The sequence below is a fragment of the Lentzea sp. NPDC054927 genome (genome assembly GCF_053610285.1).
On record NZ_JBSGXZ010000017.1, the window covers coordinates 49,994 to 73,185 of the forward strand.

Annotated in this window: 18 protein-coding genes; 13 read left to right on the forward strand and 5 right to left on the reverse strand. The window is 68.8% G+C overall.

The genetic code is table 11. The features are described 5' to 3' along the window. Nucleotides 1-2: 2 nt before the first annotated feature. Both ACWGE0_RS23025 and ACWGE0_RS23030 read right to left on the reverse strand, forming a co-directional pair. The gene (locus ACWGE0_RS23025; RefSeq protein WP_319967701.1) at nucleotides 3-665 is read right to left on the reverse strand and encodes a lytic polysaccharide monooxygenase auxiliary activity family 9 protein; all 663 of its coding nucleotides are present in this window, start codon (nucleotides 663-665) and stop codon (nucleotides 3-5) included. A gap of 141 nt (nucleotides 666-806) precedes the next feature. Beyond that, nucleotides 807-1,898: an RICIN domain-containing protein gene (locus tag ACWGE0_RS23030; protein ID WP_452262952.1), complete on the reverse strand. Its 1,092-nt coding sequence runs from the start codon at nucleotides 1,896-1,898 to the stop codon at nucleotides 807-809. A gap of 213 nt (nucleotides 1,899-2,111) precedes the next feature. On the opposite strand from ACWGE0_RS23030, the gene ACWGE0_RS23035 reads away from it, so the two are divergent. Then, nucleotides 2,112-3,605: a non-reducing end alpha-L-arabinofuranosidase family hydrolase gene (locus ACWGE0_RS23035; RefSeq protein ID WP_452262953.1), complete on the forward strand. Its 1,494-nt coding sequence runs from the start codon at nucleotides 2,112-2,114 to the stop codon at nucleotides 3,603-3,605. Between the two features lie 36 nt (nucleotides 3,606-3,641). Here the strand turns inward: ACWGE0_RS23035 and ACWGE0_RS23040 are convergent, their stop codons facing one another. Continuing rightward, nucleotides 3,642-4,478, reverse strand: a complete 837-nt coding sequence (locus tag ACWGE0_RS23040; RefSeq protein WP_452262954.1) for a PaaX family transcriptional regulator — start codon at nucleotides 4,476-4,478, stop codon at nucleotides 3,642-3,644. A gap of 160 nt (nucleotides 4,479-4,638) precedes the next feature. Here ACWGE0_RS23040 and ACWGE0_RS23045 point away from each other — a divergent pair, with 160 nt between their 5' ends. From ACWGE0_RS23045 to ACWGE0_RS23080, 8 genes are all read left to right on the forward strand, one after another. Next, a complete protein-coding gene (locus tag ACWGE0_RS23045) occupies nucleotides 4,639-5,571 on the forward strand; it encodes an extracellular catalytic domain type 1 short-chain-length polyhydroxyalkanoate depolymerase (RefSeq protein WP_452262955.1) in 933 nt (310 codons plus the stop codon). Nucleotides 5,572-6,272: 701 nt separating this feature from the next. Next, nucleotides 6,273-8,915, forward strand: a complete 2,643-nt coding sequence (locus tag ACWGE0_RS23050) for a glycoside hydrolase family 9 protein (RefSeq protein WP_452262956.1) — start codon at nucleotides 6,273-6,275, stop codon at nucleotides 8,913-8,915. A gap of 182 nt (nucleotides 8,916-9,097) precedes the next feature. After that, nucleotides 9,098-10,120 carry a LacI family DNA-binding transcriptional regulator gene (locus tag ACWGE0_RS23055; protein WP_452262957.1) on the forward strand — a complete coding sequence of 341 codons (1,023 nt, stop codon included), beginning with the start codon at nucleotides 9,098-9,100 and terminating at the stop codon, nucleotides 10,118-10,120. 235 nt (nucleotides 10,121-10,355) lie between these two features. Continuing rightward, nucleotides 10,356-11,636, forward strand: a complete 1,281-nt coding sequence (locus ACWGE0_RS23060; RefSeq protein ID WP_452262958.1) for an ABC transporter substrate-binding protein — start codon at nucleotides 10,356-10,358, stop codon at nucleotides 11,634-11,636. Then, nucleotides 11,633-12,592 (forward strand): carbohydrate ABC transporter permease, encoded by a 960-nt coding sequence (locus ACWGE0_RS23065; RefSeq protein WP_452262959.1) that lies wholly within the window; start codon nucleotides 11,633-11,635, stop codon nucleotides 12,590-12,592. The genes ACWGE0_RS23060 and ACWGE0_RS23065 overlap by 4 nt, the downstream gene beginning before the upstream one ends. Next, nucleotides 12,589-13,407, forward strand: a complete 819-nt coding sequence (locus ACWGE0_RS23070) for a carbohydrate ABC transporter permease (RefSeq protein ID WP_452262960.1) — start codon at nucleotides 12,589-12,591, stop codon at nucleotides 13,405-13,407. The genes ACWGE0_RS23065 and ACWGE0_RS23070 overlap by 4 nt, the downstream gene beginning before the upstream one ends. Before the next feature lie 2 nt (nucleotides 13,408-13,409). Further along, nucleotides 13,410-14,789 carry a GH1 family beta-glucosidase gene (locus tag ACWGE0_RS23075; RefSeq protein ID WP_452262961.1) on the forward strand — a complete coding sequence of 460 codons (1,380 nt, stop codon included), beginning with the start codon at nucleotides 13,410-13,412 and terminating at the stop codon, nucleotides 14,787-14,789. Beyond that, nucleotides 14,786-15,805 carry a LacI family DNA-binding transcriptional regulator gene (locus ACWGE0_RS23080; RefSeq protein ID WP_452262962.1) on the forward strand — a complete coding sequence of 340 codons (1,020 nt, stop codon included), beginning with the start codon at nucleotides 14,786-14,788 and terminating at the stop codon, nucleotides 15,803-15,805. The genes ACWGE0_RS23075 and ACWGE0_RS23080 overlap by 4 nt, the downstream gene beginning before the upstream one ends. Nucleotides 15,806-15,826: 21 nt before the next feature. On the opposite strand, the gene ACWGE0_RS23085 is transcribed toward ACWGE0_RS23080, so the two are convergent. Beyond that, nucleotides 15,827-16,270, reverse strand: coding sequence for a MarR family winged helix-turn-helix transcriptional regulator (locus ACWGE0_RS23085; protein WP_452262963.1), 444 nt, complete (start codon nucleotides 16,268-16,270; stop codon nucleotides 15,827-15,829). 63 nt (nucleotides 16,271-16,333) lie between these two features. Here ACWGE0_RS23085 and ACWGE0_RS23090 point away from each other — a divergent pair, with 63 nt between their 5' ends. Together ACWGE0_RS23090 and ACWGE0_RS23095 are read left to right on the forward strand one after the other, a co-directional pair. Further along, nucleotides 16,334-16,702: a VOC family protein gene (locus tag ACWGE0_RS23090; protein ID WP_452262964.1), complete on the forward strand. Its 369-nt coding sequence runs from the start codon at nucleotides 16,334-16,336 to the stop codon at nucleotides 16,700-16,702. Between the two features lie 144 nt (nucleotides 16,703-16,846). Then, on the forward strand, nucleotides 16,847-17,158 hold the full coding sequence (locus ACWGE0_RS23095; RefSeq protein WP_452262965.1) for a hypothetical protein: 312 nt from the start codon (nucleotides 16,847-16,849) through the stop codon (nucleotides 17,156-17,158). Here the strand turns inward: ACWGE0_RS23095 and ACWGE0_RS23100 are convergent, their stop codons facing one another. Next, a complete protein-coding gene (locus ACWGE0_RS23100) occupies nucleotides 17,159-19,258 on the reverse strand; it encodes a beta-galactosidase (protein WP_452262966.1) in 2,100 nt (699 codons plus the stop codon). A 241-nt stretch (nucleotides 19,259-19,499) separates the two neighbouring features. On the opposite strand from ACWGE0_RS23100, the gene ACWGE0_RS23105 reads away from it, so the two are divergent. Together ACWGE0_RS23105 and ACWGE0_RS23110 are read left to right on the forward strand one after the other, a co-directional pair. Next, nucleotides 19,500-21,521: a cellulose binding domain-containing protein gene (locus tag ACWGE0_RS23105; protein WP_452262967.1), complete on the forward strand. Its 2,022-nt coding sequence runs from the start codon at nucleotides 19,500-19,502 to the stop codon at nucleotides 21,519-21,521. Nucleotides 21,522-21,544: 23 nt separating this feature from the next. Further along, nucleotides 21,545-23,143, forward strand: coding sequence for a cellulase family glycosylhydrolase (locus ACWGE0_RS23110; protein ID WP_452262968.1), 1,599 nt, complete (start codon nucleotides 21,545-21,547; stop codon nucleotides 23,141-23,143). The last annotated feature ends 49 nt before the right edge of the window (nucleotides 23,144-23,192 follow it).

Here is a 23,192-nt window from a genome sequence, read left to right on the forward strand (position 1 = left end):
TCCTAACCGAAGTTCACGTCACTGCACCACATGTAGGCCTGGTCCAGATGTGAGGCCTGCCAGATCGTGAACACGATGTGGTGTCCCCGGTAGGCGCCGGAGGTCTGGACGTTGAACGTGATGTCCTTGGCCGGGGCGAACCTGCCGGTCTGCGTGATGAAGTCGAGATTGCCCCAGCCGAGTCTCTGCGTGGTGGGGTCGTACCCGTTCTTGCTGACGTAGACCCGGAAGTAGTCGGCACCATGCGTGGCCTGGTCGTACAGGTGCATCGAGAAGGTGCTGCCGACGTTGGTGGTCTTCCACTGGCCGGGGGTGTTCAGGGAATTGTTGCGGGAGAGGGCGTTGCTGCAGAGCTGTCCGTCCGGGGTGGCCCCCTGGAAGTTTCCGCGGAGCCCGTCCCGCAGCGCGCTCATCCAGTTCCACATCGTGTCGGCGTTGGCCTGGAACGCCTGCCAGCACATGGGATCCTGTTGCTGCATAGCGGGATTCGTGTGCTGACTGCCCCAGGTCTTCCAGCACTGGTAGGCGCGGGTCGCGGGGCCGACGATGGTGCCGTGCGCCGAGGCCGGCGGGGCCCAGAGGACCGTGCAGGCCAGCATGCCGACGATCACGGCGAGGACGCCTCGACGTCTGGTGACGGAACCGGAGGTAGTGCGCATACGCATGGTTGAGCCTCCATTCTCCGATGATCGAGCAACAGCGATCGATCTGGGAGCGCTCCCAGTTTCACCCTATCTCGTCACCCTCCGAGATCGCAACGGTGCATTGCGTGACAGATTCAGTCACCCCGGCCCGGCCGACCGCGGTCAGGACCTCCACTGCTGGTTGGACTGCCCGGAGCAGGCCCACAGGATCAGCTTGGTGCCGTTGACGGAACCCCTGCCGCTGGCGTCCAGGCAGAGGTTGGACAGCACGTTGGTGATCGTGCCGTCGGCGTTGACGTTCCACTGCTGGTTCGCACCGCCGTGGCAGTCCCAGATCGCCACCGGGGTGCCGTTGGCCGTTCCCCCGCCGGAGGCCTCCAGGCACTTCGAGCCGTAGACCACCAGCGCCTTGCCGGAGGTGTACGTCCAGTTCTGGTTGGTTCCGCCGTGACAGTCCCACAGCTGGACCTGCGTGCCGTTGGTGGTCGTCGCCCCAGGAACGTCCGCGCACCGGCCAGAGGGCACGCCGATGATCCGCCGGCCGGCCGCGGGATCGCCGATGCTGCCCGGCACCGAGCGCAGTGCCGCGTACCAGGCGGTGGCCATCTTGTCGTAGCCGGTGGCGGTCGGGTGGACGCCGTCGATCAGGTCGGCGGTGGTGAGTGCGGCGTGCATGTCGACCAGGTGCACGCGCTTGCCCGCGTTCCTCTTGCCCTGCACCATTCCAGGGATCGTGGCGTTGAACGCGCTGGCCGCGGACTCCTGTCCCGCGTTGGCCAGCGGGATGATCGTCGCGACGAACACGTCCGCGTTCGGCACGGTCGCGGTGATGCGGTCGACCAGGGCCGACAGACGTGCGGGCGCGTTGGCCACGTCGAAGTTCTGGAGCACGTCGTTGGTGCCGATGTGCAGCAACACGGTGCGCGGGCTGGTGTTGCCGAGCCAGCCGGCGACGTTCGCGTCGATCTGGTCGATGCGCCAGCCGGGACGACCCTCGTGGTCGTGGTCCCCCAGCGATCCTGGGCCGTTGAACTGCGAACCGACGAGGTCCACGCGGTAGTTCGCGCCGCCGAACCGCTGCCACAACCCGATCCGGTAGCCGCCCGGCACCTGCGTCCCCTCGGTGATCGAGTCGCCGAGCGGCATGACCCGTGTTCCCCCGTTGGACTCCGCGACCGCCGGCGCGGCGGGCAGCAGTGCGGCGGTGATCAACGTGGCGGCGCAGGCGATGAGCCGCCGTGACCTGGTCAGCATCGCGTTCTCCTCGATGAGAGCGGCACTAGTGTTGTTAGCGCTCACATTGGAGGCGCACCAAAGCGAAGTCAACAACGGAAGTCGAATTCGTCGAACTCGACTCACGTGAGTACCACTCAGTACTTCTTCGGGCATTGCAGAGTCTTGCGGTTCGCGCTCAGCCGAAGTTAGCGTTCACATCCTGTCCCGCCACAATCACGGAAGATGGTGAACATGGGCAGTCGAACAACGGTGATCGGCACGGTCCTGACCCTGCTGGCCGGCACATTGATCGCGACGGGTGCACCGGGAGCGCAGGCGGCCACTGTGGACACGAGTGCGTGGTACGTCGTGGTGAACCGCAACAGCGGCAAGGCGTTGGACGTGTCGGGCGCGAGCACCGCCGACGGTGCCGCCGTCACGCAGTGGGCCCGGCACGACGGGACCAACCAGCAGTTCCAGTTCGTGGACTCCGGTGGCGGCTACTACCGGCTGAAGGCACGGCATTCCGGCAAGATCCTGGACGTGTCCGGGTGGTCGACGGCCGACAACGCCGCCGTCAACCAGTGGACCGACCACGGTGGCGTGAACCAGCAGTTCCGGCTGGCGGACTCCCCCGACGGGTACGTGCGGCTGGTCAACCGCAACAGCGGGAAGGCCGTCGAGGTGCCGGGTTTCTCGGCCGCCGACGGGACCGGCGTCGTCCAGTACTCGGACCTGGGCGGGGTGAACCAGCAGTGGCGGCTCGTCCGCGTCGGCACCACGGGCTCGCTGCCGTCGAGGTTCCAGTGGTCCTCGAGCGGTCCGCTGGCCGGCCCGAAGCCCGACGCCCAGCACCCGGAAGCCTTGGCGGTCAAGGACTTCTCGGTCATCCGGTACAACGACCAATGGCAGGTCTACGCCACGACGGCCGGCCCGTCCGGGTGGGGTCTGGTGCACTACGCGTTCAGCGACTGGTCGCAGGCCGCGTCCGCGCCGCACACCTACCTCGACACGTCCTCCGCGGTCGGGCAGGGCTATCGCGCCGCGCCGCAGGTGTTCTACTTCGCGCCGCAGAACCTGTGGTACCTGGTCTACCAGACCCCCGTGCCGACCTACTCGACCAGCACCAACCCGGCCGACCCGCGGTCGTGGTCGGCGCCGCGCACGTTCATGTCCGAGGAGCCGGACATCGTCAAGCAGAACAAGGGCGACGGCACGTGGATCGACTTCTGGGTCATCTGCGACAGCACCAACTGCCACCTGTTCTTCAGTGACGACAACGGCCACATCTACCGCGCCCAGACGTCGCTGGGCAACTTCCCCAACGGCTTCGGCAACACCCAGCTGATCCTGTCCGACACCAAGGAGAACCTGTTCGAGGCGACCAACGTCTACAAGGTGGCGGGCAGCGACCAGTACCTGCTGATCCAGGAGGCGGCCGGCCCCGGCTGGCGGCGCTACTTCCGGTCCTTCACCTCCACCAGCCTCACCGGACCCTGGACGGCGGCCTCCGGCCTGTACGACGACCCGTTCGCTGGCCGCGCCAACGTCACCTTCCCGGGCGGCGAGTGGTCGCACGACATCAGCCACGGCGAGATGGTCCGCGCGAACAACGACCAGACACTGACCATCAACCCGTGCCGACTGCAGTTCGTCTACCAGGGCATCGATCCCAACGCGGGTGGCGACTACCTCCGGCTGCCCTACCGGATGGGCCTGCTCACGCAGACCAACTCACCCTGCTGAACCGGGTGCGGGACGGCCGGACCGGCCGTCCCGCGCTCATTCGTCCACAATGGAGTCGAGCGCGCTCGCGGCCAGCTCACCGGCCTGGCGCGCCCAGCCCTGACGCAGGGTGCGGAACACCTCCGCGGCCCGCGTGCCCGGCCAGTCCCGCGGCAGCAGCACGGACGGCAGCACCGGGTCGCGGCGGATCACCAGCAACCACTCCGCGCCCAGCAGGACCCGCCGGGACAACTCGTCGAGGTGCTCGAACGCCCTGCCTTCCCAGCGCAGCAGGAAGTCCTCGTATCCGGCGGCGATTCCCGGCAGGTCCCAGGCCTCCGCGGCGATCCGCGCGGGATCGGTCCACGAGGTCGCCTCCGCGCGGAACACCTCGGCGTGCTCCAGCAGATCGAGCTCCGCCAGCGTCGCCGAGACGTCAGCCGCCGACGTGGAGACCCACAGGCCGCTGCGCAACGGCCCGAACCCGAACCAGCCCAGGCGGGTGCGCAGGGCGTGCCGGTCCGCGCGCCGGCTCTCCGGCACCGAGAACGTCAGCAACGTCCACCGGCCGTCCCAGTTCCGTTCGACGACCTCGCCGTCGAGCTTGCGCTGCCCGTCGTGCAGCACCGCGGTGCCGTGCTCGGTCAGCCCGAGGAACGCCTGACGGCCCCGGCGGACCGTGCGGAGCAGTCCGCGGCGACCCATCCTGCTCAACGCCGTCCTGGTCGCGTGCTCGCCGATGCCGAGGTTCCCGAGCACGTCGATGACGCCCACCGTCGACACGGCCACACCGCGGTCCAGCACGTGATCGCCCAGCAGGGCGAGGACCGCGGTCTCCGGCCGGACCGCGGTCACGGCCACGACTCCGTCCGGGCGAGGCACCGCTGCCGACATTCGACACTCCTTCCACCCTGACGGTTCGACGTTAGCCGAGTACCGGACGTTCTTCGTCGAACGCCTCACCATCAACATTCGTCGAAAGTTTGACGGCCGTCACGGATCTGAATATGTTCGAGCCTCGGGGGGACCTCAAATCCCTGACCGGAGGTCGACGATGACCGCACGCAGAACCACTTTCACGACACTCGTCAGCATCCTGATCACCATCGCCGGAGTCGTGCTCGCACCGCACGCGTCCGCCGCGTCCCTGGTGGAGGTGACCGCTTTCGGCGACAATCCCGGCCGAATGCGCATGCACGTCTACGCGCCGGACTCCCGCCCGGCCGCTCCCGCGATCGTGGTCGCCATGCACGGCTGCGGCGGCTCCGGCCCCGGCTTCTACTCGGGCAGCGAGTTCGCGTCGCTCGCCGACAGGTACGGCTTCGTCGTCATCTACCCGAGCGCGCAACAGGAAGCCGGTTTCGGCAAGTGCTTCGACACCTGGTCCGACGCCGCCAAGCGGCGCGGCGGGGGCAGCGACCCCGTCTCGATCGTCTCGATGGTGAGCTACGCCCGGCAGCGGTACGGCGGTGACCCGAACCGCGTCTTCGCCACCGGATCGTCCTCGGGCGGCATGATGACCAACGAGATGCTCGCGCTGTACCCGGACGTCTTCAAAGCCGGCGCGGCGTTCATGGGCGTGCCCTTCAACTGCTTCGCCAACGCCGCCGACTTCCCGCCGGGACGCAGCAAGTGCACCGGCGGCAGCATGAACCGCACTCCGCAGCAGTGGGGCGACGCCGTCCGGCAGGCCTATCCCGGCTACACCGGGCCCCGCCCGCGAATGCAGCTGTGGCACGGCACCGCCGACACCCTCGTGCCGTACTCCTTGCTGCAGGAGGAGATCGAGCAGTGGACCAACGTGTTCGGCCTGAGCCAGACACCGACGTCCACCGACACCCCGCGCCCCGGCTGGAACCGCAGCCGCTTCGGCACGCAGGTGGAGGCCTACCGCATCCAGGGCGCCGGGCACAGTCTGCCGTCGGCGGGCATGGCCGCCTCCGCCGTCGAGTTCTTCGGCATCACCGGTCGCCGCCACGCGCGCTAGACCGGGGAAGGTTTCCTGACGGGCATCCCTCCCGGCTCACGCCGGAGGGGATGCCCGTCTGGACCGGCACGATGGCGGGCCGCCGTCGAGGACGCGAGGGTGACCTCCACGACGCCACACCGTGTCGGTCCGCGTCCCACTCCCGTCACCGGGCCGGATACCTGGGAGCGTTCCCAGGTGAAGCGGGACTTAACCATGACGACAGCGACTCGGGAAGAGGTCGTCGAACTCATCGTCGATACAGGAGCGAACCTCACATTGCACTTCAGGTAATCAAAAAAGCACCTGCTACCCACTCTTCTCGTCCAATGGCGCCACCGAAATGGCCCATTTCGAACACGACCAGTAGGCGATTCCTCCCACCAATAGGCCATCTCAGCGAGAGGCCCCGGAATCACGCTCGAAGTCGACGTGTGACAGCCACGTAAAAATTACGCCGAACGGGCTCACGTCACGGCGATCCTGCGCTGCCGACACTTCGGCGACCTGGCTCTTCGCGACTCCGCAAACATTCACAGAGCCATTCGGCAGAAGGCGTGGACGACGTTCGGGCCATGACCACGACCCGAACGTCGGCATTTCCCGACGCATTCGGCGGGCACCCCTGTCGGGACGGTTTCGTGACCGTTACAGTCCCGAACCTGGGAGCGCTCCCAGCCGAATCCGAACCCCTGTCCTCGGAGGCTCACGTGCACAGTCGCATGTCGAGAGCTGTGGCAGCCGTCCTCGTCGCGGTGCTCGCGGGGCTGACCGGCCCGCTGATGCCGCGGGCGGAGGCGGCGCCCGCGTTCAACTACGCGGAGGCGCTGCAGAAGTCGGTCTGGTTCTACGACGCCCAGCGGTCGGGGAAGCTGCCGGCGGACAACCGCGTGAGCTGGCGGGCGGATTCGGCGCTGCGCGATGGTTCGGACGTCGGGCTCGACCTGTCCGGGGGTTTCTACGACGCCGGCGACCACGTGAAGTTCGGGCTGCCCTTCGCGTTCAGCATGTCGATGCTCGCCTGGGGCGCCGTGGAGAACCGGGGCGCCTACACGAGTTCCGGCCAGTTGCCGCACCTGATGGCGAACCTGCGGTGGGGCACGGACTGGATCATCAAGGCGCACCCGTCCCCGAACGTCGTCTACGGCCAGGTCGGCGCCGGCAACCCGGACCACGCCTGGTGGGGATCGGCCGAGGTCATGCCGATGGCCCGTCCCTCGTACAAAGTGGACGCTTCCTGTCCCGGATCCGACCTCGCCGGCGAGTACGCGGCAGCGATGGCATCGGCGTCGATGGTCTTCAAGGACACCGACCCGGCCTACGCGGCCACCCTGCTCACGCACGCCAAGCAGCTCTACAGCTTCGCGGACACCTACCGCGGCAAGTACAGCTCGTGCATCACCGACGCCGCGAGCTTCTACAACTCGTGGAGCGGCTACCAGGACGAGCTGGTGTGGGGTGCGATCTGGCTGCACCGCGCGACCGGTGACGCGAGCTACCTGACCAAGGCGAAGGCGGAGTACCAGAAGCTCGGCACCGAGCCGCAGAGCACGGAACGCTCCTACAAGTGGACCATCGCGTGGGACGACAAGTCCTACGGCGCCTACGTCCTGATGGCGAAGCTGACCGGCGAGCAGGCCTACATCACCGATGCCAACCGCTGGCTGGACTTCTGGACCACCGGGTACAACGGCAACCGGATGCGGTACTCCCCCGGCGGTCAGGCGGTGCTCGACAGCTGGGGCTCACTGCGCTACGCCGCCAACACCGCTTTCGCCGCACTGGTTTACTCGGACTGGCTGTCCACACGCGACAGCGCACGTGCCAGGACGTACCACGACTTCGGGGTGCGGCAGATCAACTACGCCCTCGGCGACAACCCGCGCAACTCCAGCTACCTGGTCGGATTCGGCGCCAACCCGCCACGCAACCCGCACCACCGCACCGCGCACGGCTCGTGGGCCGACAGCATGCAGGAACCCGTCACCAGCCGGCACGTGCTCTACGGTGCGCTGGTCGGCGGCCCCAGCACCAACAACGACGCCTACACCGACAGCCGCAGCGACTACGTGATGAACGAGGTCGCGCTCGACTACAACGCGGGCTTCACCGGCGCTCTCGCCCGGCTGTACGGGGAGTTCGGCGGCACCCCGCTCGCGAGCTTCCCGGTGGCGGAGACGCCGGACGGTCCCGAGCTGACCGTCCAGGCGTCGGTGAACCAGAGCGCCGCCCAGTTCACCGAGATCAAGGCGTTCGTGCTCAACAAGAGCGCTTGGCCGGCACGCACGTTCAACGGCACCCTGCGCTACTTCTTCACCCTCGACGGCGCCACCACTCCCAGCCAGATCAGCGTTTCCACGAACTACAACCAGTGCGGCACGGCCGGCGCGCCCGCGCAGTACCGCGGCTCGGTGTACTACGTGGAGATCCCGTGTTCGGGCATCGCTCCCGCCGGGCAGTCCGCGTACCGCAAGGAAGTGCAGTTCCGCATCACCAGCACCGGCACGTGGGATCCGGCCAACGACTGGTCCTACGTGGGCCTGGGCAGCGGCAACACGGTCGCCCAGACCGACCGGATCGTGTTGCGCCAGGACGGGAAGACCCTGTGGGGCAAGGAACCCGGCGGTGTCGTCGACGACGCCGAGCCGCCGACCGTCCCCAGCGGACTCACCGCGTCGAACGTCGGCAGCACCAGCGTCACCCTGAGCTGGACCGCCGCGACCGACAACGTCGGCGTCACCGGGTACGAGGTCCTCAGCGGCACCACCGTCGCCGGCTCGTCGGCGAACACCAGCCTGCTGGTCACCGGTCTCACGCCGGACACGCCATACTCGTTCTCGGTGCGCGCGAAGGACGCGGCCGGCAACGTCTCCGCCGCCGGGACGCCGGTCAGCACGCGCACCCTCCCCGGTTCCAGAAGCACGCTCGCGGTGCAGCACAAGGGCACCGGCGCGGCCGTCTCGAACCAGGTCGGTGCCACGCTGCAGCTGACCAACCGCGGCACCACCCCGGTCAGCCTCGCCACCACGACCGCGAGGTACTGGTTCACCGGCGACGCACCCGCCGCCACCTACCAGGTGTGGTGTGACTGGGCCCAGATCGGTTGTGCAAACGTCCAGGCAAGAGTGGTCAAGCTCGCCACGGCCCGTCCGGGCGCGGACGCCTACCTCGAGGTGTCCTTCGCCTCCGGCAGCCTGGCGGCGGGCGCGAGCACGGGCGAGATCCAGGTCCGGGTGGCGAAGTCCGACTGGTCCTCCTTCGACCAGGCCGACGACCACAGCTACCGGGTCAGCGCAGCGCTCAGCGACTTCGACCGGGTCACCGCCTACTCCGGCGGTGTTCTCACGTGGGGTGCCGAACCCTGACAGACCTCGGCGCGGAACGTTCTGCGAGCCCGGGCGGTCCGCGCCGATCCCAGCACCGGCCGATGGCCGGCCACGACCGCGACCCCGGCACAACGCTGTGCCGGGGTCGCGCTCTCACGGCGACACGCGGCAGGGTTCGCCCGTGTTCGAACTGACGGCCGCTGACTCCTACGATGAGCGACATGACGGAGATTGACCGGCAACGACGGTCCGGCCCGCGGATCGAAGAGGTCGCCCGGCTGGCCGGGGTGTCCAAGTCGACGGTCTCCAGGGTGATCAACGGCGAGCCGTACGTGAGCGTCAAGGCCCGCGACGCCGTGCACGAAGCGATCGCCCGGCTCCGGTACAGCCCGAACCAGGCCGCCCGATCGCTCGCGGGCAGCAAGGCGAACGCCATCGCGCTGATCATCTCCGAAGCGGGCAGCAGGGTGCTCGGTGACCCGTTCTTCGCCGGGATCCTGCGCGGGGTGCACGCCGAGCTGGCCGGGCGGCACACCCAGCTGCTGCTCATGCTGAGCCGCCCGGAGGACCACGACGACCTCGTCGACTACCTGGGCGGCGGCCACGTCGACGGAGCACTGCTGGTGAGCCTGCACGGTGACGACCCGCTGCCCCAGCGGCTGCACGAGATCGGCATCCCGGTCGTCGTCGGCGGCCGCCCGCTCGGCGCGGCCTCGGTCCCGTTCGTGGACTCTGACAACTTCACCGGCGGCCTGGAGGCGGCGCGCCACCTGGTGTCGCTGGGACGCGGCCGGATCGCGACGGTGGCCGGTCCGCGCGACATGGCCGCTGGGCTCGACCGGCTCAGCGGGTGGCGGCGCGGCCTCGGCGAGGCGAAGCTGGCCGCGGACCTGGTGGCGGAAGCGGACTTCACGCCGGAGAGCGGTGCCCGCGCGATGACCGAACTGCTCACCCGCGCACCCGATCTCGACGCCGTGTTCGCCGCGGCCGACATCATCGCCCTGGGCGTGCTGCAGGTGCTGCACGCCAGCGGCAAGCGCATCCCGCAGGACGTGGCGGTCGTCGGGTTCGACGACTCCCTGCTGGCCTCGACCGCGACCCCGGCGCTCACCACGGTCCGCCAGGACGTGGAGCAACTGGGCCGCACGATGACCTGGCGGCTGCTGGGTGAGCTCGCCGGCGAGGACGGGCTGCCGCCGTCACTGCTGCTGCCGACCTCCCTGGTGCGCCGCGCCAGCGCCTGAGTCGTCACGTCGCCTCCGGCTGATGGCGTAACCGGCACGTCATCGTTCCGGGAACGCTCCCAGGTTTCCTAACCGTGACTCTCGCGAGAACAGCGAGGTCACCTGGTTCGGCGTGCGCGAAACCGCCTGGTATCGCCCAGCGTGAGTCTTGACACACTCTGGACACCGGCGCGACACTCCACGGCACCTGGGAGCGCTCCCAGAAACCGCCCGCCGAGACCAGAGGAGTTCTCCCGTGCGACACCGTTGGGTCAGCGTGCTGATCTGCGCCGCCGTGTCCGCCGCCGCCACTACCGCATGCGGATCGGGCGGGGCCAGTCAGTCCGCTGACGGCAAGACCGAGCTGACGATCGCGACGTTCAACGAGTTCGGGTACGAGGATCTGCTCAAGGAGTACGAAGCCGCGCACCCGGACGTCAAGATCACACAGCGCAAGACAGGCCAGGGTCAGCCGCACCACCAGAACCTGTTCACCAAGCTCGGCGCCGGGTCCGGTCTCGCGGACGTCGAAGGCGTCGAGGAGGGCTACCTCAGCCAGGTGATGTCGAAGGCCGGGCAGTTCAACGACCTCGGGGAGATCGGCCCGAAGATCGAGGACGGCCGCTGGCTGAAGTGGAAGACAGAAGCCATGACCACCAAGGACGGCAAGCTCATCGGCTACGGCACCGACATCGGCCCGCTCGCCATGTGCTACCGCAAGGACCTGTTCACGCAGGCCGGGCTGCCGTCGGACCCGGAGGGCGTCAAGGCGCTGTTCTCCACGTGGGACAGCTACTTCGCCGCGGGTGACCAGTTCATCGCCAAGGTCCCCGGCGTCGCCTGGTTCGACAGCGCCGCACAGGTGTTCAACGCCATGCACAACCAGCACGAGACCGGCTACTACGACAAGTCCGACAAGCTGGTCGTGGACACCAACACCGACATCAAGTCGGACTGGACCGCGGTGACCGCGGCCGTCGCGAAGGGACAGTCGGCGAGGCTCGCGGCGTTCAGCAACGAGTGGAACACCGGGTTCAAGCTCGGCAAGTTCGCCACCAAGACCTGCCCGTCGTGGATGCTCGGCGTCGTCGAGTCCCAGGCCGGTCCGGAGAACAAGGGCAAGTGGGCCGTCGCCGACGCGTTCCCCAACGGCGGTGGCAACTGGGGCGGCTCCTACCTGACCGTGCCGAAGCAGAGCAAGAACGCCAAGAAGGCCGCCGAGCTCGCCGCCTGGCTGACCGCGCCGGAGCAGCAGATCAAGGCGTTCAAGGCCAAGGGCACCTTCCCCAGCCAGGTCAAGGCACTGGACGCGCCGGAACTGCTGGAGCAGACCAACGCCTACTTCGGTGACGTCAAGGCCGGTGCGCTGTTCGCCACCCAGGCCAAGAAGGTCAAGGCCGCGCAGTACAAGGGTCCTGCCGACGGCCAGATCCAGGAGACCGTGTTCAGCCCGGCGCTGCAGTCGGTCGAGCAGGGCAAGAACGCCGAGGAGGCGTGGCACGCCGCCGTAGAGGGCGCACAGAAGGCGGCCAAGTGACCGCCGTTCTCACCAAGGACGGCCGCGGGCGAGCCGAGGAGGCTCCCCCGCGGCCGCCGCGGCAGCACCGGCTGAACCGCTTGGACGCCAAGGTCTCGCCGTACCTGTTCGTCGCGCCGTTCTTCGTGTTGTTCGGCACGATCGGGCTGTTCCCGTTGCTGTACACGGCTTACGTCTCGCTCTTCGACTGGGAGGTGGGCGCCGACGAACCGGCGTTCATCGGACTGGACAACTACCGGACCCTGTTCGAGGACGGGCAGTTCTGGAACGCCCTGTTCAACACGTTCAGCATCTTCGTGCTCTCCAGCGCCCCGCAGATCGTCATCGCGGTGGCGATCGCGGCGCTGCTCAACGAGAACCTGCGGGCTCGCACCGGCTGGCGGATGGGCGTGCTGCTCCCCTACGTCGCCAGCCTCGTCGCGCTGACGATCATCTTCGGCAACCTGTTCGGGCCGCAGTACGGACTGGTGAACAACATCCTCTCGGCGGTGGGCATCAGCCCGATCGACTGGCAGGCCGACACGTTCGGCAGCCACGTCGCCATCGCGTCGATGGTGAACTGGCGGTGGACCGGGTACAACGCGCTGATCGTGCTCGCGGCCATGCAGGCGATCCCCCGCGAGGTGCACGAGGCCGCACTCGTCGACGGCGCGGGACCGCTGCGCCGGTTCTTCAGCATCACGTTGCCCATGCTGAAGCCCACGCTGATCTTCGTCGTCGTCACCTCGACGATCGGCGGTCTGCAGATCTTCACCGAGCCGAAGCTGTTCGAGCCCTCCGGCGGCAGCGGCGGCGGCGCGGAGCACCAGTACCAGACCGTCGTGCTCTACCTCTACCAGTCCGCGTTCCAGAGCCTGGACCTCGGCTACGCCTCCGCGATCGCGTGGGTGCTGTTCCTGATCGTGATCGCGGTCGCGGGACTCAACTTCCTCGTCACCAGGAGGGCGGTGCGATGACCGGCCGCAGACCTTCTTTCCTGGTGTACGGGCTTCTCGGCGCGTTCGTGCTCGGCTCGGCGTTCCCGTTCTACTGGTCGTACCTCGTCGCGAGCCGCGACAACTCCGTGCTGACAGGTGACTTCACGCTGATCCCTGGCGGGAACTTCTTCTCCAACGCCGCACGGGTGATCGACACCATCCCGTTCTGGAAGGCATTGGGCAACAGCTTCATCGTCTCCGGGACCGTGACGTTCTCGGTGGTGCTGCTGTCGACCCTCGCCGGGTTCGCCTTCGCCAAGCTGCGCTTCCGCGGCCGGGGCGTGCTGTTCTTGTTCGTGGTGGCGACGCTCGCGGTGCCGACGCAGCTCGGGATCATCCCGCTGTACATGGCGATGGCCGAGTTCGGCTGGGCAGGCGAACTCGAGGCCGTGATCGTGCCGAACCTCGTCACGGCGTTCGGCGTGTTCTGGATGCGGCAGTACCTCGTCGACGCCATCCCCGACGAACTCGTCGAGGCGGCCCGGATGGACGGCTGCAGTCTCTGGCGAACGTTCTGGCACGTCGCACTGCCGGCCGCACGCCCGGCCGCCGCGATGCTGGGCGTGTTCACCTTCATGCAGTCCTGGAACGACTTCCTGTGGCCACTCGTCGTGCTCAACGCCGACAACCCGACGATGCAGGTCGCACTGGAGAAGCTGCAAAGCGGTTACTACGTCGACTACTCGCTCGTGCTCGCCGGGACGACGCTCGCGACCGTCCCGGTTCTCATCGTGTTCATCGTGCTCGGGCGGCAGATCGTCGCCGGTGTGATGCAGGGCGCCGTCAAGGGGTGAAAATGGAGAACATTGTTTTCCCGCAGGGTTTTCTGTGGGGTGCCGCGACCGCGGCGTTCCAGGTGGAGGGTGCGACCGGCGTGGACGGCCGCACCGACTCCATCTGGGACGTCTTCTGCCGGATGCCCGGCAAGGTCGTCGGCGGCGACTGCGGTGAACCGGCTGCCGACCACTACCGGCGCTTCGAGCAGGACGTCGCGATGATGGCGGACCTGGGCCTCAAGGCCTACCGGTTCTCGATCGCCTGGCCGCGGGTGCGACCGGACGGCGGCGAGGTGAACCAGGCCGGGCTCGACTTCTACCGGCGGTTGATCGACACGTTGCTGAAGCACGACATCGTGCCGTGGCCGACGCTCTACCACTGGGACCTCCCGCAGAAGCTCGAGGAGACCGGCGGCTGGGCCTCGCGCGACACCGCGTTCCGGTTCGCCGACTACGCGACGGCCACCGTCGAGGCGCTCGGTGACCGCGTCACCACGTGGACGACGTTGAACGAGCCGTGGTGCTCGGCCTTCCTCGGCTACGCGGCCGGAATCCACGCGCCGGGCCGCACGGATCCGAGCGACGCCGTCGCCGCGGTGCACCACCTGCTGCTCGGGCACGGGCTCGCGACCGACGCCATCCGCTCGGCCTCACCGGACGCCAAGGTGGGCATCACCCTCAACATGTACCCGATCATCCCGGTCGACCTGGGCAACCCGGCGGACCTCGACGTCGCGCGCCGGCTCGACGGGCTGCAGCAGCGGATCTTCCTCGACCCGTTGCTGCGCGGCGAATACCCCGCGGACATCATGGCGGACCTCGAGTCGTTCGGGTTCGGCGATCGAGTGCTGGACGGCGACCTCGGCGTGATATCGGCGCCCATGGACATGCTCGGCGTGAACTACTACACCGAGCACTACGTCAGCTCCTCCCCCAACGGCAGCGACGAAGGCCCGTCCCCGTGGGTCGGCGTGCGGCACGCGTCGTTCCCCCGGCGCGACGCTCCGCGCACCGACATGGACTGGGAGGTCCGGCCGGACGGGCTCACCGCCGTGTTGCTGCGGCTGCACCACGACTACCCGCGGCTTCCCCTCTACATCACCGAGAACGGCGCCGCGTTCCGCGACGACTTCTCCGGCAACGGTGCGATCGACGACGTGGACCGCACCGGTTACATCGCCTCACACCTGCGCGCCGCCCACACGGCGATCAGGGCGGGGGTCGATCTCCGCGGGTACTTCTGCTGGTCGCTGCTGGACAACTTCGAGTGGGCAGAGGGGTACGCGAAGCGGTTCGGCATCGTGCACGTCGACTACGCCACTCAGGCCCGCACGCCGAAGATGAGTGCGAGGTGGTTCGCCCGAGTGGCCCGCGACAACGCGTTGGTCGCGGTCTCGTGACGGAAGGCAGGAGTCGGCGCCCCGGCCCGCGCATCGAGGAGGTCGCGCGCATGGCCGGGGTGTCGAAGTCGACGGTTTCCCGGGTGATCAACGGCGAGAAGTACGTGAGCGAACGGTCCCGCCAGGCGGTGCACCGGGCGATCGGGCTGCTCGGGTACAGCCCGAACCACGCCGCGCGGACGCTGGCGGGCAGCAGGGCCGACGCGATCGCACTCGTGATCTCCGAGCAGGGCAGCCGCGTGCTCGCCGACCCGTTCTTCTCCGGTGTCCTGCGCGGTGTCCACGCCGAACTGGCCGGGCGGCACATCCAGCTCCTGCTGATGATGAACCAACCGGCCGACGGTGAGGACCAGGTCGCCTACCTCACCGGCGGTCACGTCGACGGCGCGCTCGTGGTGAGCCTGCACGGCGAGGACCCGTTGCCGAGGAAGCTGCACGAGGCGGGGCTGCCCATCGTGGTGGGCGGCCGTCCGCTCGCGGGCGGCTCCGTCCCGTTCGTCGACTCGGACAACTTCACCGGCGCGCTGGAGGCGGTGCGCCACCTCGTCTCGCTCGACCGCAGGAGGATCGCCACGATCGCCGGCCCGCGTGACATGGCCGTCGGCATGGACCGGCTGAGCGGGTGGCGGTGCGGGCTCGCGGAACACGGCATGAGCGTGGAACTCGTGGTGCACAGCGACTTCACGCCCGAGAGCGGCGCGCTCGCGATGGAGGAACTGCTGCGCAGGGCACCCGGCCTCGACGCGGTGTTCGTGGCGGCGGACATCATGGCGCTGGGCGCGATGCGGGTGCTCCAGGCGCGCGGCTACCGGATTCCCGCCGACGTGGCGGTGGTCGGTTTCGACGACTCCGTGCTGGCGTCGACCGCGGTGCCGTCGCTCACCACCGTGCGGCAGGACGTGGAGCTGTTCGGCCGCACCCTGACGTGGCGGTTGCTGGCCGAGCTGGCCGGCGACGAGAACCTGCCGATGTCGCTTCTGCTGCCGACCTCGCTGGTGCACCGGTCCAGCGCCTGATCGGTGTTTCCCGGCAACGAGCTATGCGCCGTCGCGCAGGGAACGGATCATGCTCCGCAGGATCCGCGACGCGTCCGACCGCTCGGTCTCGGTCATGCCGCCCAGCATTCTGTCCTCGACGGACCGGACCGCCGCGCTCGCCTTCTCGAGGCTCCGCCGTCCGCGAGGTGTGAGCCGGGTGGGGAGCACCTTGCCGACGGGTGCCTCCGCGGGCCTGATCACGTAGCCGTCCCGTTCCAGGGCCTGCAGCAGCACGTTCATCGACTGCCGGGTCACGAACGCGCCCCGGGCGAGCTCGGAGTTCGACAGGCCCGGTCGTTGCGCCAGCAATTCGAGGCAGGCGTAGTGCGTCACGCTCATCCCGAGCGGCCGCAGCACCTCCTCCATGGCCGCGCGGAGCACGCTCGACGCCTCTTTCAGCAGGTAGCCCAGTGACGTCTCGAGCTCGACCCCGTCTTGACCCATGTCAGCATTCTGACATAGCGTGGTGCGTGTCAGAAAGCTGACACGACCAGAAGGAGCAGCACCATGGCCGTCACCGGTCCCGACTTCATCTCACTCCAGGCGCGCGACCTCGACGCCTCGCGGGCGTTCTACGAGCAGTACCTCGGTCTCGTCCGCTCGCCGGCCGGACCTCCGCACGCCGTCGTCTTCGAGACGAAGCCGATCGCGTTCGCACTCCGCGACGTCGTGCCCGGCACCGATCTCGCCTCCATCGCCCAGCCCGGCATCGGTGCCGCGATCTGGCTGCACGCAACAGACGTCCAGGCCATCCACGACGCTCTCGCCGCCGGCGGTCACACCATCGTCGCCGCGCCGATCGACGGCCCGTTCGGCCGGACGTTCACCTTCGCCGACCCCGACGGCTACCACGTCACTCTCCACGACCGCGGCTGAGCGCTTTTCTCCCCAAAAGAGATCGAACGCGTCCGAGATCGAATCGACGCAGACGCATTCGACTCGAAAGTAGTTGTTCGTTGACCTGAACCGAGGCCAGGACCAGGCCGTACTACGAAACGGAGGCAGGAAAGGGGGTAACGGATGCAGGCAGGACGATTTCTCGACAATTCACCGGACGACGCTTCGGCTCTGCCGGAAACAGCGGTTCTCCGGGTGTTGTGGATGACCGCGCAGGGCATGGTGTGGCCGTGGCTGTTGCAGAGCCTGTGCCGCCAGGACGCGATCGAGCGCGCGATGGAGACGCAGCTGATCTCGCCGCCGGTGGGCGAGCACCTCGGCTTTCACATCACGGACGCGGGCAGGCAGCGGATCGTGGACTGGTACCGGGAGAACCGCCCAGGCACCGGTACGCACGACGACGCCGAGGAATGGCGCGCCGTCACGAGGCGCTGACTACCGGCGGCTGGTGAACACCCGCACGTCGCGCTTCGCCAGCACGACGGACCCGCCCGCCGCGACATCGCCACCGGCGAGCAGGTCGGTGAGCTCGGCCGGAGCCGTGACCTCGGCGCGGTCCCCGCTCCAGTTGTGCACCACGTGCACGCGACTCCCGTCCGGCGAGGTACCCGTCGTCACGGTGACCGAGGCGGGAAGGTCGATCCAGCCCGACTGAGGCGCAGGCGCCAGCCACGTGGCGAGCGCGGCCGCGAGGGCACGGCCGGGAACGGTGCCGACGCACGTGACGCGGCCGTCGCCGTGGCGCCGGGTGGTGACCGCGGCCCAACGGCCGAAGTGGTGGTGGTCGTACTCGACGAGCACATCCGCGTCCACGACCGTGTACCCCTCGACCCACCGGGTGGCGACGGCGCCGGTGGGCAGGTCGAGCGGAGACTCCGCCGGGGCGCGCACCGGCAGGTCGTGGGAGAGGTTGCTGAACTCGTCGTAGTGGACGCCCGCCGCCTCGACGAGCCGTCCGGGAGCAGGCTCGTGGCGGGCCCTGCCCTCGTGATCGGCGTACGCGGTCCGGGGACCGATGACCAGGTGACCGCCCGCGTGCGCGTAGGCGGCGAGCCAGTCGACCACGTCGTCCGCGGCGAGGTAGAGCGCCGGCACGACCAGCACGGGGTGCCGGCGCGCGGCCTCGTCCGGCGGCGTTGCGGGCAACTGGCGGGCGTGGATCAGGCGCACCTGACGCCCCGCCTCGAAGGCGCCGCGGTAGAACGCGTCGGAGATCCGCTGGTACGCACCGCCGTCCGGGCCACCGTCCGGAGTGGACAGTGGCGGGTACTTCTGCATGAGCCACTTGCTGGGCGCCGAGTAGACGATCGCGATGTCGGCGTCCGGTTCGACGCCCGCGACCGTCGCGCCGGCGGTGGCGAACTCCGCGCCGAGCCGTGCCAGTTCGGCGTACACGCGACCGGGCCTGCCGCTGTGCGGAAGCACCCCGCCCCAGTAGGTCTCGGCACCGAAGTGCAGCGTGTGCCAGTGCCAGTACTCGATCATCCGGGCACCGCGCGCGACGAACGCCCACGCCGCCTGCCGCCACTGACCGTCGTAGGCGGGACGGTTGTCCCACGGCGCACCGATGTTGCCGGCGTTGGTCTCGGTGACCAGGAACGGTTCCTGGCGGGAGGAGAAGATCCAGTCCGCGCCGCGGTAGAACGCCCACACCCCGCGGGTCTTCCACCCCTGCTCGTGGTCGTCGGGCGTGGGGTCGGGCAGCGTGAGCGCGTCCTGCATGTCGTAGTACGGGTTGCCCGCGGTGACGTCCACGTGGTCGGTCAGCTCGTCGTCGTCGAGCGCGACGTGCGGGTAGTGCAGGCAGGTGGTGACGAACTGGTCCGGCCGCGCGTACTCGCGGACGACGTCCACCTGCCACGCCACGAACTCGGTGGTCTGCCGCGCCTGGAACGCCCGCCAGGCGATGTCGTACTGCGGCTGCGCGTTCCCCTCCGGCGTCCACAGATCGGCCCACGTGGAAAGCCGGTGAGACCAGTACACCAGCCCCCACGCGCGGTTGAGGTTCTCGACGTCGCCGTACGTCGTGCGCAGGTGGTCGACGAAGCGCTGGAAGACGCCGTGGTTGTGCAGCAGGTGTACGCCCGGTTCGTTGTCCACCTGGAAACCGATGACCGAGGGGTGGTCCGCGTACCTGCCGGCGATCTTGCGCGTGATCCGTTCGGCGTGGAAGCGGAACGCGGGGTGGGTGAAGTCGACCTCCTGCCTGGCACCCCAGCCGACGCGCCTGCCGTCGGCCCGCTCGCCGGCGATCTCCGGGTACTGCCGGGCCAGCCACGGCGGCACCGCGTACGTCGGTGTGCCGAGGACGACCGAGATCCCGCGTGCGTGCGCGCCGTCGAGCACCGGCTGCAGCCAGTCCAGGTCGAACCGCCCGTTCTCCGGCTCCCACGTCGACCACACCGACTCGCCCACCCGGATGACGGTGAAACCGGCCTCGGCCATCAGGTCCAGGTCGGTCTCGAGCCGGTCGTACGGCTGGTACTCGTGGTAGTAGGCAGCGCCGAACAACACCCGCGCGGGCAGGACCGCCATCAGGAGACCTCCGTGGAGCCGAGTCGACCTTCGCATGCTAACCACGGCCGTCGCAGGTTTGTCGTGTGCCGAAAGAGAAATCTCCTGGCTCGCGCACTCCCCCAATGCGTTCGACTCGATTCGACTGTCGAATGTGGACGGCGGTGGCCCGGCCGAAGACTCCGAACGCCGTCTTGACCCCCGTCGACCGGGACAGCAGTCTGGGAGCGCTCCCAGAATCGTCGACGAGGACGTGATGCGCATGGCAAGGCGCCGGCTTCTCCTGGTGGCCGCGCTCGTCGCGGCCGGACTACCGGCCGTGGCTACCACCGCGTCCAGCGCACCCGATGCCACCGTCGTGGTCAACGCGAGGGCGGGGCTGGCCACCGTGCCGGACACCGCGCTCGGCGTGAACCACGCGATCTGGGACAGCCAGCTCGGCACGAACGCGGTGGCCGACCTGCTCGGCGACGCGGGCGTGCGGATGATGCGCTACCCCGGCGGTTCGTACGGCGACATCTACCACTGGAAGGACCACACGGCACCCGGCGGGTACGTGGCGCCGAACACGGACTTCGACACGTTCATGGCCGGTGTGCGCAGGGCGGACGCGCAGCCGATCATCATCGCGAACTACGGCACCGGCACGCCGCAGGAAGCCGCCGACTGGGTGCGCTACGCCAACATCACCAAGGGGTACGGCGCCAAGTACTGGGAGATCGGCAACGAGCTCTACGGCAACGGCCACTACGGCTCGGCGTGGGAGGCGGACGACCACCCGGACAAGAGTCCCGCCGGCTATGCCAGGGAAACCGTGGCCTACGCCCAGGCGATGAAGGCGGTCGACCCGACCATCAAGATCGGCGCCGTGCTCACCACGCCGGCGAACTGGCCGGACGCGATCGTGGCCGCCGGTGACGCCGCGAGCTGGAACCAGACGGTGCTCTCGATCGCGGGCCCGTACGTGGACTTCGTCGTCGTGCACTGGTATCCCAGCGGATCCACGGCGGCGGCGACGATGGCGAGCGCGGACCAGGTCACCGACATGACGTACCTGCTGCGCCGGCAGATCACCCAGTACGCCGGGCCGGACGCGGACCGCATCGGGATCGCCATGACCGAGCTGAACACCACGTACGGCCGCAACACCCAGCCGGGCGCGCTGTTCGCCGCGGAGGCCTACACCTCGTTGCTGGAGAACGGGGTGTTCACCGTCGACTGGTGGAACACCCACAACGGTCCCGGCAAAGCGTCCACTGTGGCCGGTCAGCCGGACTACGACGACTTCGGCCTGCTCTCCAGCGGAACCTGCACGGAGGACGGCGCGTGCGAGCCGCCGTTGAACACGCCGTTCGCGCCGTACCACGCGCTGAAGATGCTCAGCCTCTTCACCCGTCCCGGTGATCAGCTCGTCCGCGCGGGTTCTGGTGACCCGTCGGTCCGGGCGCACGCGGCACGCCGGCCGAACGGTGATCTCTCGGTGTTGTTGCTCAACTCCGACCCGGACAACGCACGCACGGTCGCCATCGACTACGCCGGCTACACGCCTTCTGCTGCCGCGCCGACGGTCCACACGTTCACCAACGGTGCGACCGAGATCTCGAGCTCGACCGACGGTGACGCGTTCAGCCGGACGCTGCCGCCGTTCTCGCTCACGACGCTCGTCCTGCACCCGTCCGCCCCGGCCCAGCTTCCCGCCGCGCCGGGACAACCGGCCTCGGGCCAGGTCACCGACCGGACCGCGACGATCAGCTGGCCGCCCGTTCCCGGCGTCGTGAAGTACGAGGTCCACCGTCAGCTCGGCACGACCAGTGAGCAGTGGGGCGAGACGTCCGGCACCTCGTTCACCGCCGGCAACCTCAACCCCGGCACCAGGTACACGGTCAACGTGCTGGCGCGCACCGCCACGGGTGCGGTGTCCTGGGCCTCTCCCCCGCTCACCATCACGACCGGCAGTCCCGCCCAGAGCACGTGCGCGGTGCGACTGTCCACAGTGACCGATTGGAGCAGCGGCTACGTCGGTGGCATCGACATCACGAACACCGGCACCCACCCGATTTCCGACTGGACGCTGACGTTCGACTGGCCCACAGGACGCCAGCAGGTGGGATCGGGCTGGAGTGCGACGTGGACCCAGACCGGGAGCACGGTCACCGTCACCGGCTCGGCCCGCATCGAACCGGGCGCGACCGTCGGCGTCGGGTACGTCGGCAACTACACCGGCCCGAACATCCCGCCCGCGGCATTCAGGCTGAACGGAACGCTCTGTCGCACGGCGGCATGAACCTCTTGCTCAAAGGAGAGCGGATGAAGCGGCGGAACAAGGTTCTTGGCGCGCTGCTCGCGGCTATGACAGCCGCGAGCGCAGTGGTCGCCATCGGCACGACCGGCCAGGTCGCGGCAGTGGCGGCGGCGGGCGGCACGGGCACCGGGTACCTGCACACCAGCGGGAACAAGATCCTGGACAGCACCGGCGCGACGGTCCGGCTGACCGGCATCAATTGGTTCGGGATGGAGACCGACAACAAGACCTTCCACGGTCTGTGGGCCAGCGTGACGTGGCGCCAGCAGCTCGACCACATGGCGCAGCTGGGCTACAACACCCTGCGCGTCCCGTTCTCCAACGACTCGCTGAAGCCCGACGCCAGGGCCACCGGCATCAACGACTACACCAATCCCGACCTGGTGGGGCTGTCCCCGTTGCAGATCCTGGACAAGGTGATCGACTACGTGGGCCAGAAGGGGATGCGCGTCATCCTCGACCGGCACCGGCCGACCAGCGCGGGTCAGAGCGCCCTCTGGTACACGGCGGGTGTCCCGGAGAGCACCTGGATCAACGACTGGAAGATGCTCGCCCAGCGCTACGCGGGCAACACCACGGTGATCGGCGCCGACCTGCACAACGAGCCGCACGCCGAGGGCACCAACCCGGCCGCGACCGGTTCGTGCTGGGGTTGCGGCGACACCGCCCGCGACTGGCGGCTGGCCGCCGAACGCGCGGGCAACGCGATCCTGGGTGTGCAGCCGAACTGGCTGATCTTCGTGGAGGGCGTGAGCTGCCCGAGCGGCGGGCTGTCGAACGTGTGGGACGGCGACCCGTCCAACGACGAGGACTGCGGCTGGTGGGGCGGGAACCTGTCGAAGGCGGGCCAGTTCCCGGTGCGCCTGTCCGTCGCCAACCGGCTGGTCTACTCCCCGCACGAGTACGCCACGTCGGTCTACAACCAGCCGTGGTTCAGCGCTCCCAACTATCCGGCGAACATGCCGGCGATCTGGGACAAGTACTGGGGTTACCTGTACAAGCAGAACATCGCGCCGCTGATGATGGGCGAGTTCGGCACCACGCTGGCCAACCCGGTCGACAAGGTGTGGCTGGAGAACCTGATGGCCTACACCGGGACCGGCGTCAACGGCATCTCGTTCACCTACTGGTCGTGGAACCCCAACTCCGGTGACACCGGCGGCATCGTCGGCGACGACTGGACCACGGTCAACCAGGCGAAGCAGAACATCCTGCAGCCCTACCTCATCCCGCCCGCCGGCGGAGGTCCCGGCCCGACGACGACCACCACCACCACGGGTGGCGGCGGCACGGGCGGGTGCAAGTCGGCCTGGAAGCTGGACAACTCGTGGCAGGGCGGCTTCCAGGGCGCGCTGACCGTCACCAACACCGGGACGAGCGCCGCCAATCCGTGGTCCGTCGTCTTCACGCTGCCGAGCGGGGTCACCATCTCCAACGGCTGGAACGGCACCTTCAGTCAGACCGGTGCCACGGTCACCGTGACGGCGCCGTCCCACAGCCCGTCTCTGGGTGCGGGAGCGGCGGTGTCGCTCGGTTTCACCGCCAACGGCACGGCAAGCGCTCCCTCGGCCGTCACGCTCAACAAGGCGGCCTGCACCACCTGACAGCCTCGGCCGCGGTGCTGTGCGGGCACCGCGGCCGGGGTGTTCTCCC

Coding starts and splice junctions, on each gene's coding strand:
- ACWGE0_RS23025 (WP_319967701.1), bottom strand. CDS start 665: ATGCGTATGCGCACTACCTCCGGTTCCGTCACCAGACGTCGAGGCGTC.
- ACWGE0_RS23030 (WP_452262952.1), bottom strand. CDS start 1,898: ATGCTGACCAGGTCACGGCGGCTCATCGCCTGCGCCGCCACGTTGATC.
- ACWGE0_RS23035 (WP_452262953.1), top strand. CDS start 2,112: ATGGGCAGTCGAACAACGGTGATCGGCACGGTCCTGACCCTGCTGGCC.
- ACWGE0_RS23040 (WP_452262954.1), bottom strand. CDS start 4,478: ATGTCGGCAGCGGTGCCTCGCCCGGACGGAGTCGTGGCCGTGACCGCG.
- ACWGE0_RS23045 (WP_452262955.1), top strand. CDS start 4,639: ATGACCGCACGCAGAACCACTTTCACGACACTCGTCAGCATCCTGATC.
- ACWGE0_RS23050 (WP_452262956.1), top strand. CDS start 6,273: ATGTCGAGAGCTGTGGCAGCCGTCCTCGTCGCGGTGCTCGCGGGGCTG.
- ACWGE0_RS23055 (WP_452262957.1), top strand. CDS start 9,098: ATGACGGAGATTGACCGGCAACGACGGTCCGGCCCGCGGATCGAAGAG.
- ACWGE0_RS23070 (WP_452262960.1), top strand. CDS start 12,589: ATGACCGGCCGCAGACCTTCTTTCCTGGTGTACGGGCTTCTCGGCGCG.
- ACWGE0_RS23075 (WP_452262961.1), top strand. CDS start 13,410: ATGGAGAACATTGTTTTCCCGCAGGGTTTTCTGTGGGGTGCCGCGACC.
- ACWGE0_RS23085 (WP_452262963.1), bottom strand. CDS start 16,270: ATGGGTCAAGACGGGGTCGAGCTCGAGACGTCACTGGGCTACCTGCTG.
- ACWGE0_RS23090 (WP_452262964.1), top strand. CDS start 16,334: ATGGCCGTCACCGGTCCCGACTTCATCTCACTCCAGGCGCGCGACCTC.
- ACWGE0_RS23095 (WP_452262965.1), top strand. CDS start 16,847: ATGCAGGCAGGACGATTTCTCGACAATTCACCGGACGACGCTTCGGCT.
- ACWGE0_RS23100 (WP_452262966.1), bottom strand. CDS start 19,258: ATGGCGGTCCTGCCCGCGCGGGTGTTGTTCGGCGCTGCCTACTACCAC.
- ACWGE0_RS23105 (WP_452262967.1), top strand. CDS start 19,500: ATGGCAAGGCGCCGGCTTCTCCTGGTGGCCGCGCTCGTCGCGGCCGGA.
- ACWGE0_RS23110 (WP_452262968.1), top strand. CDS start 21,545: ATGAAGCGGCGGAACAAGGTTCTTGGCGCGCTGCTCGCGGCTATGACA.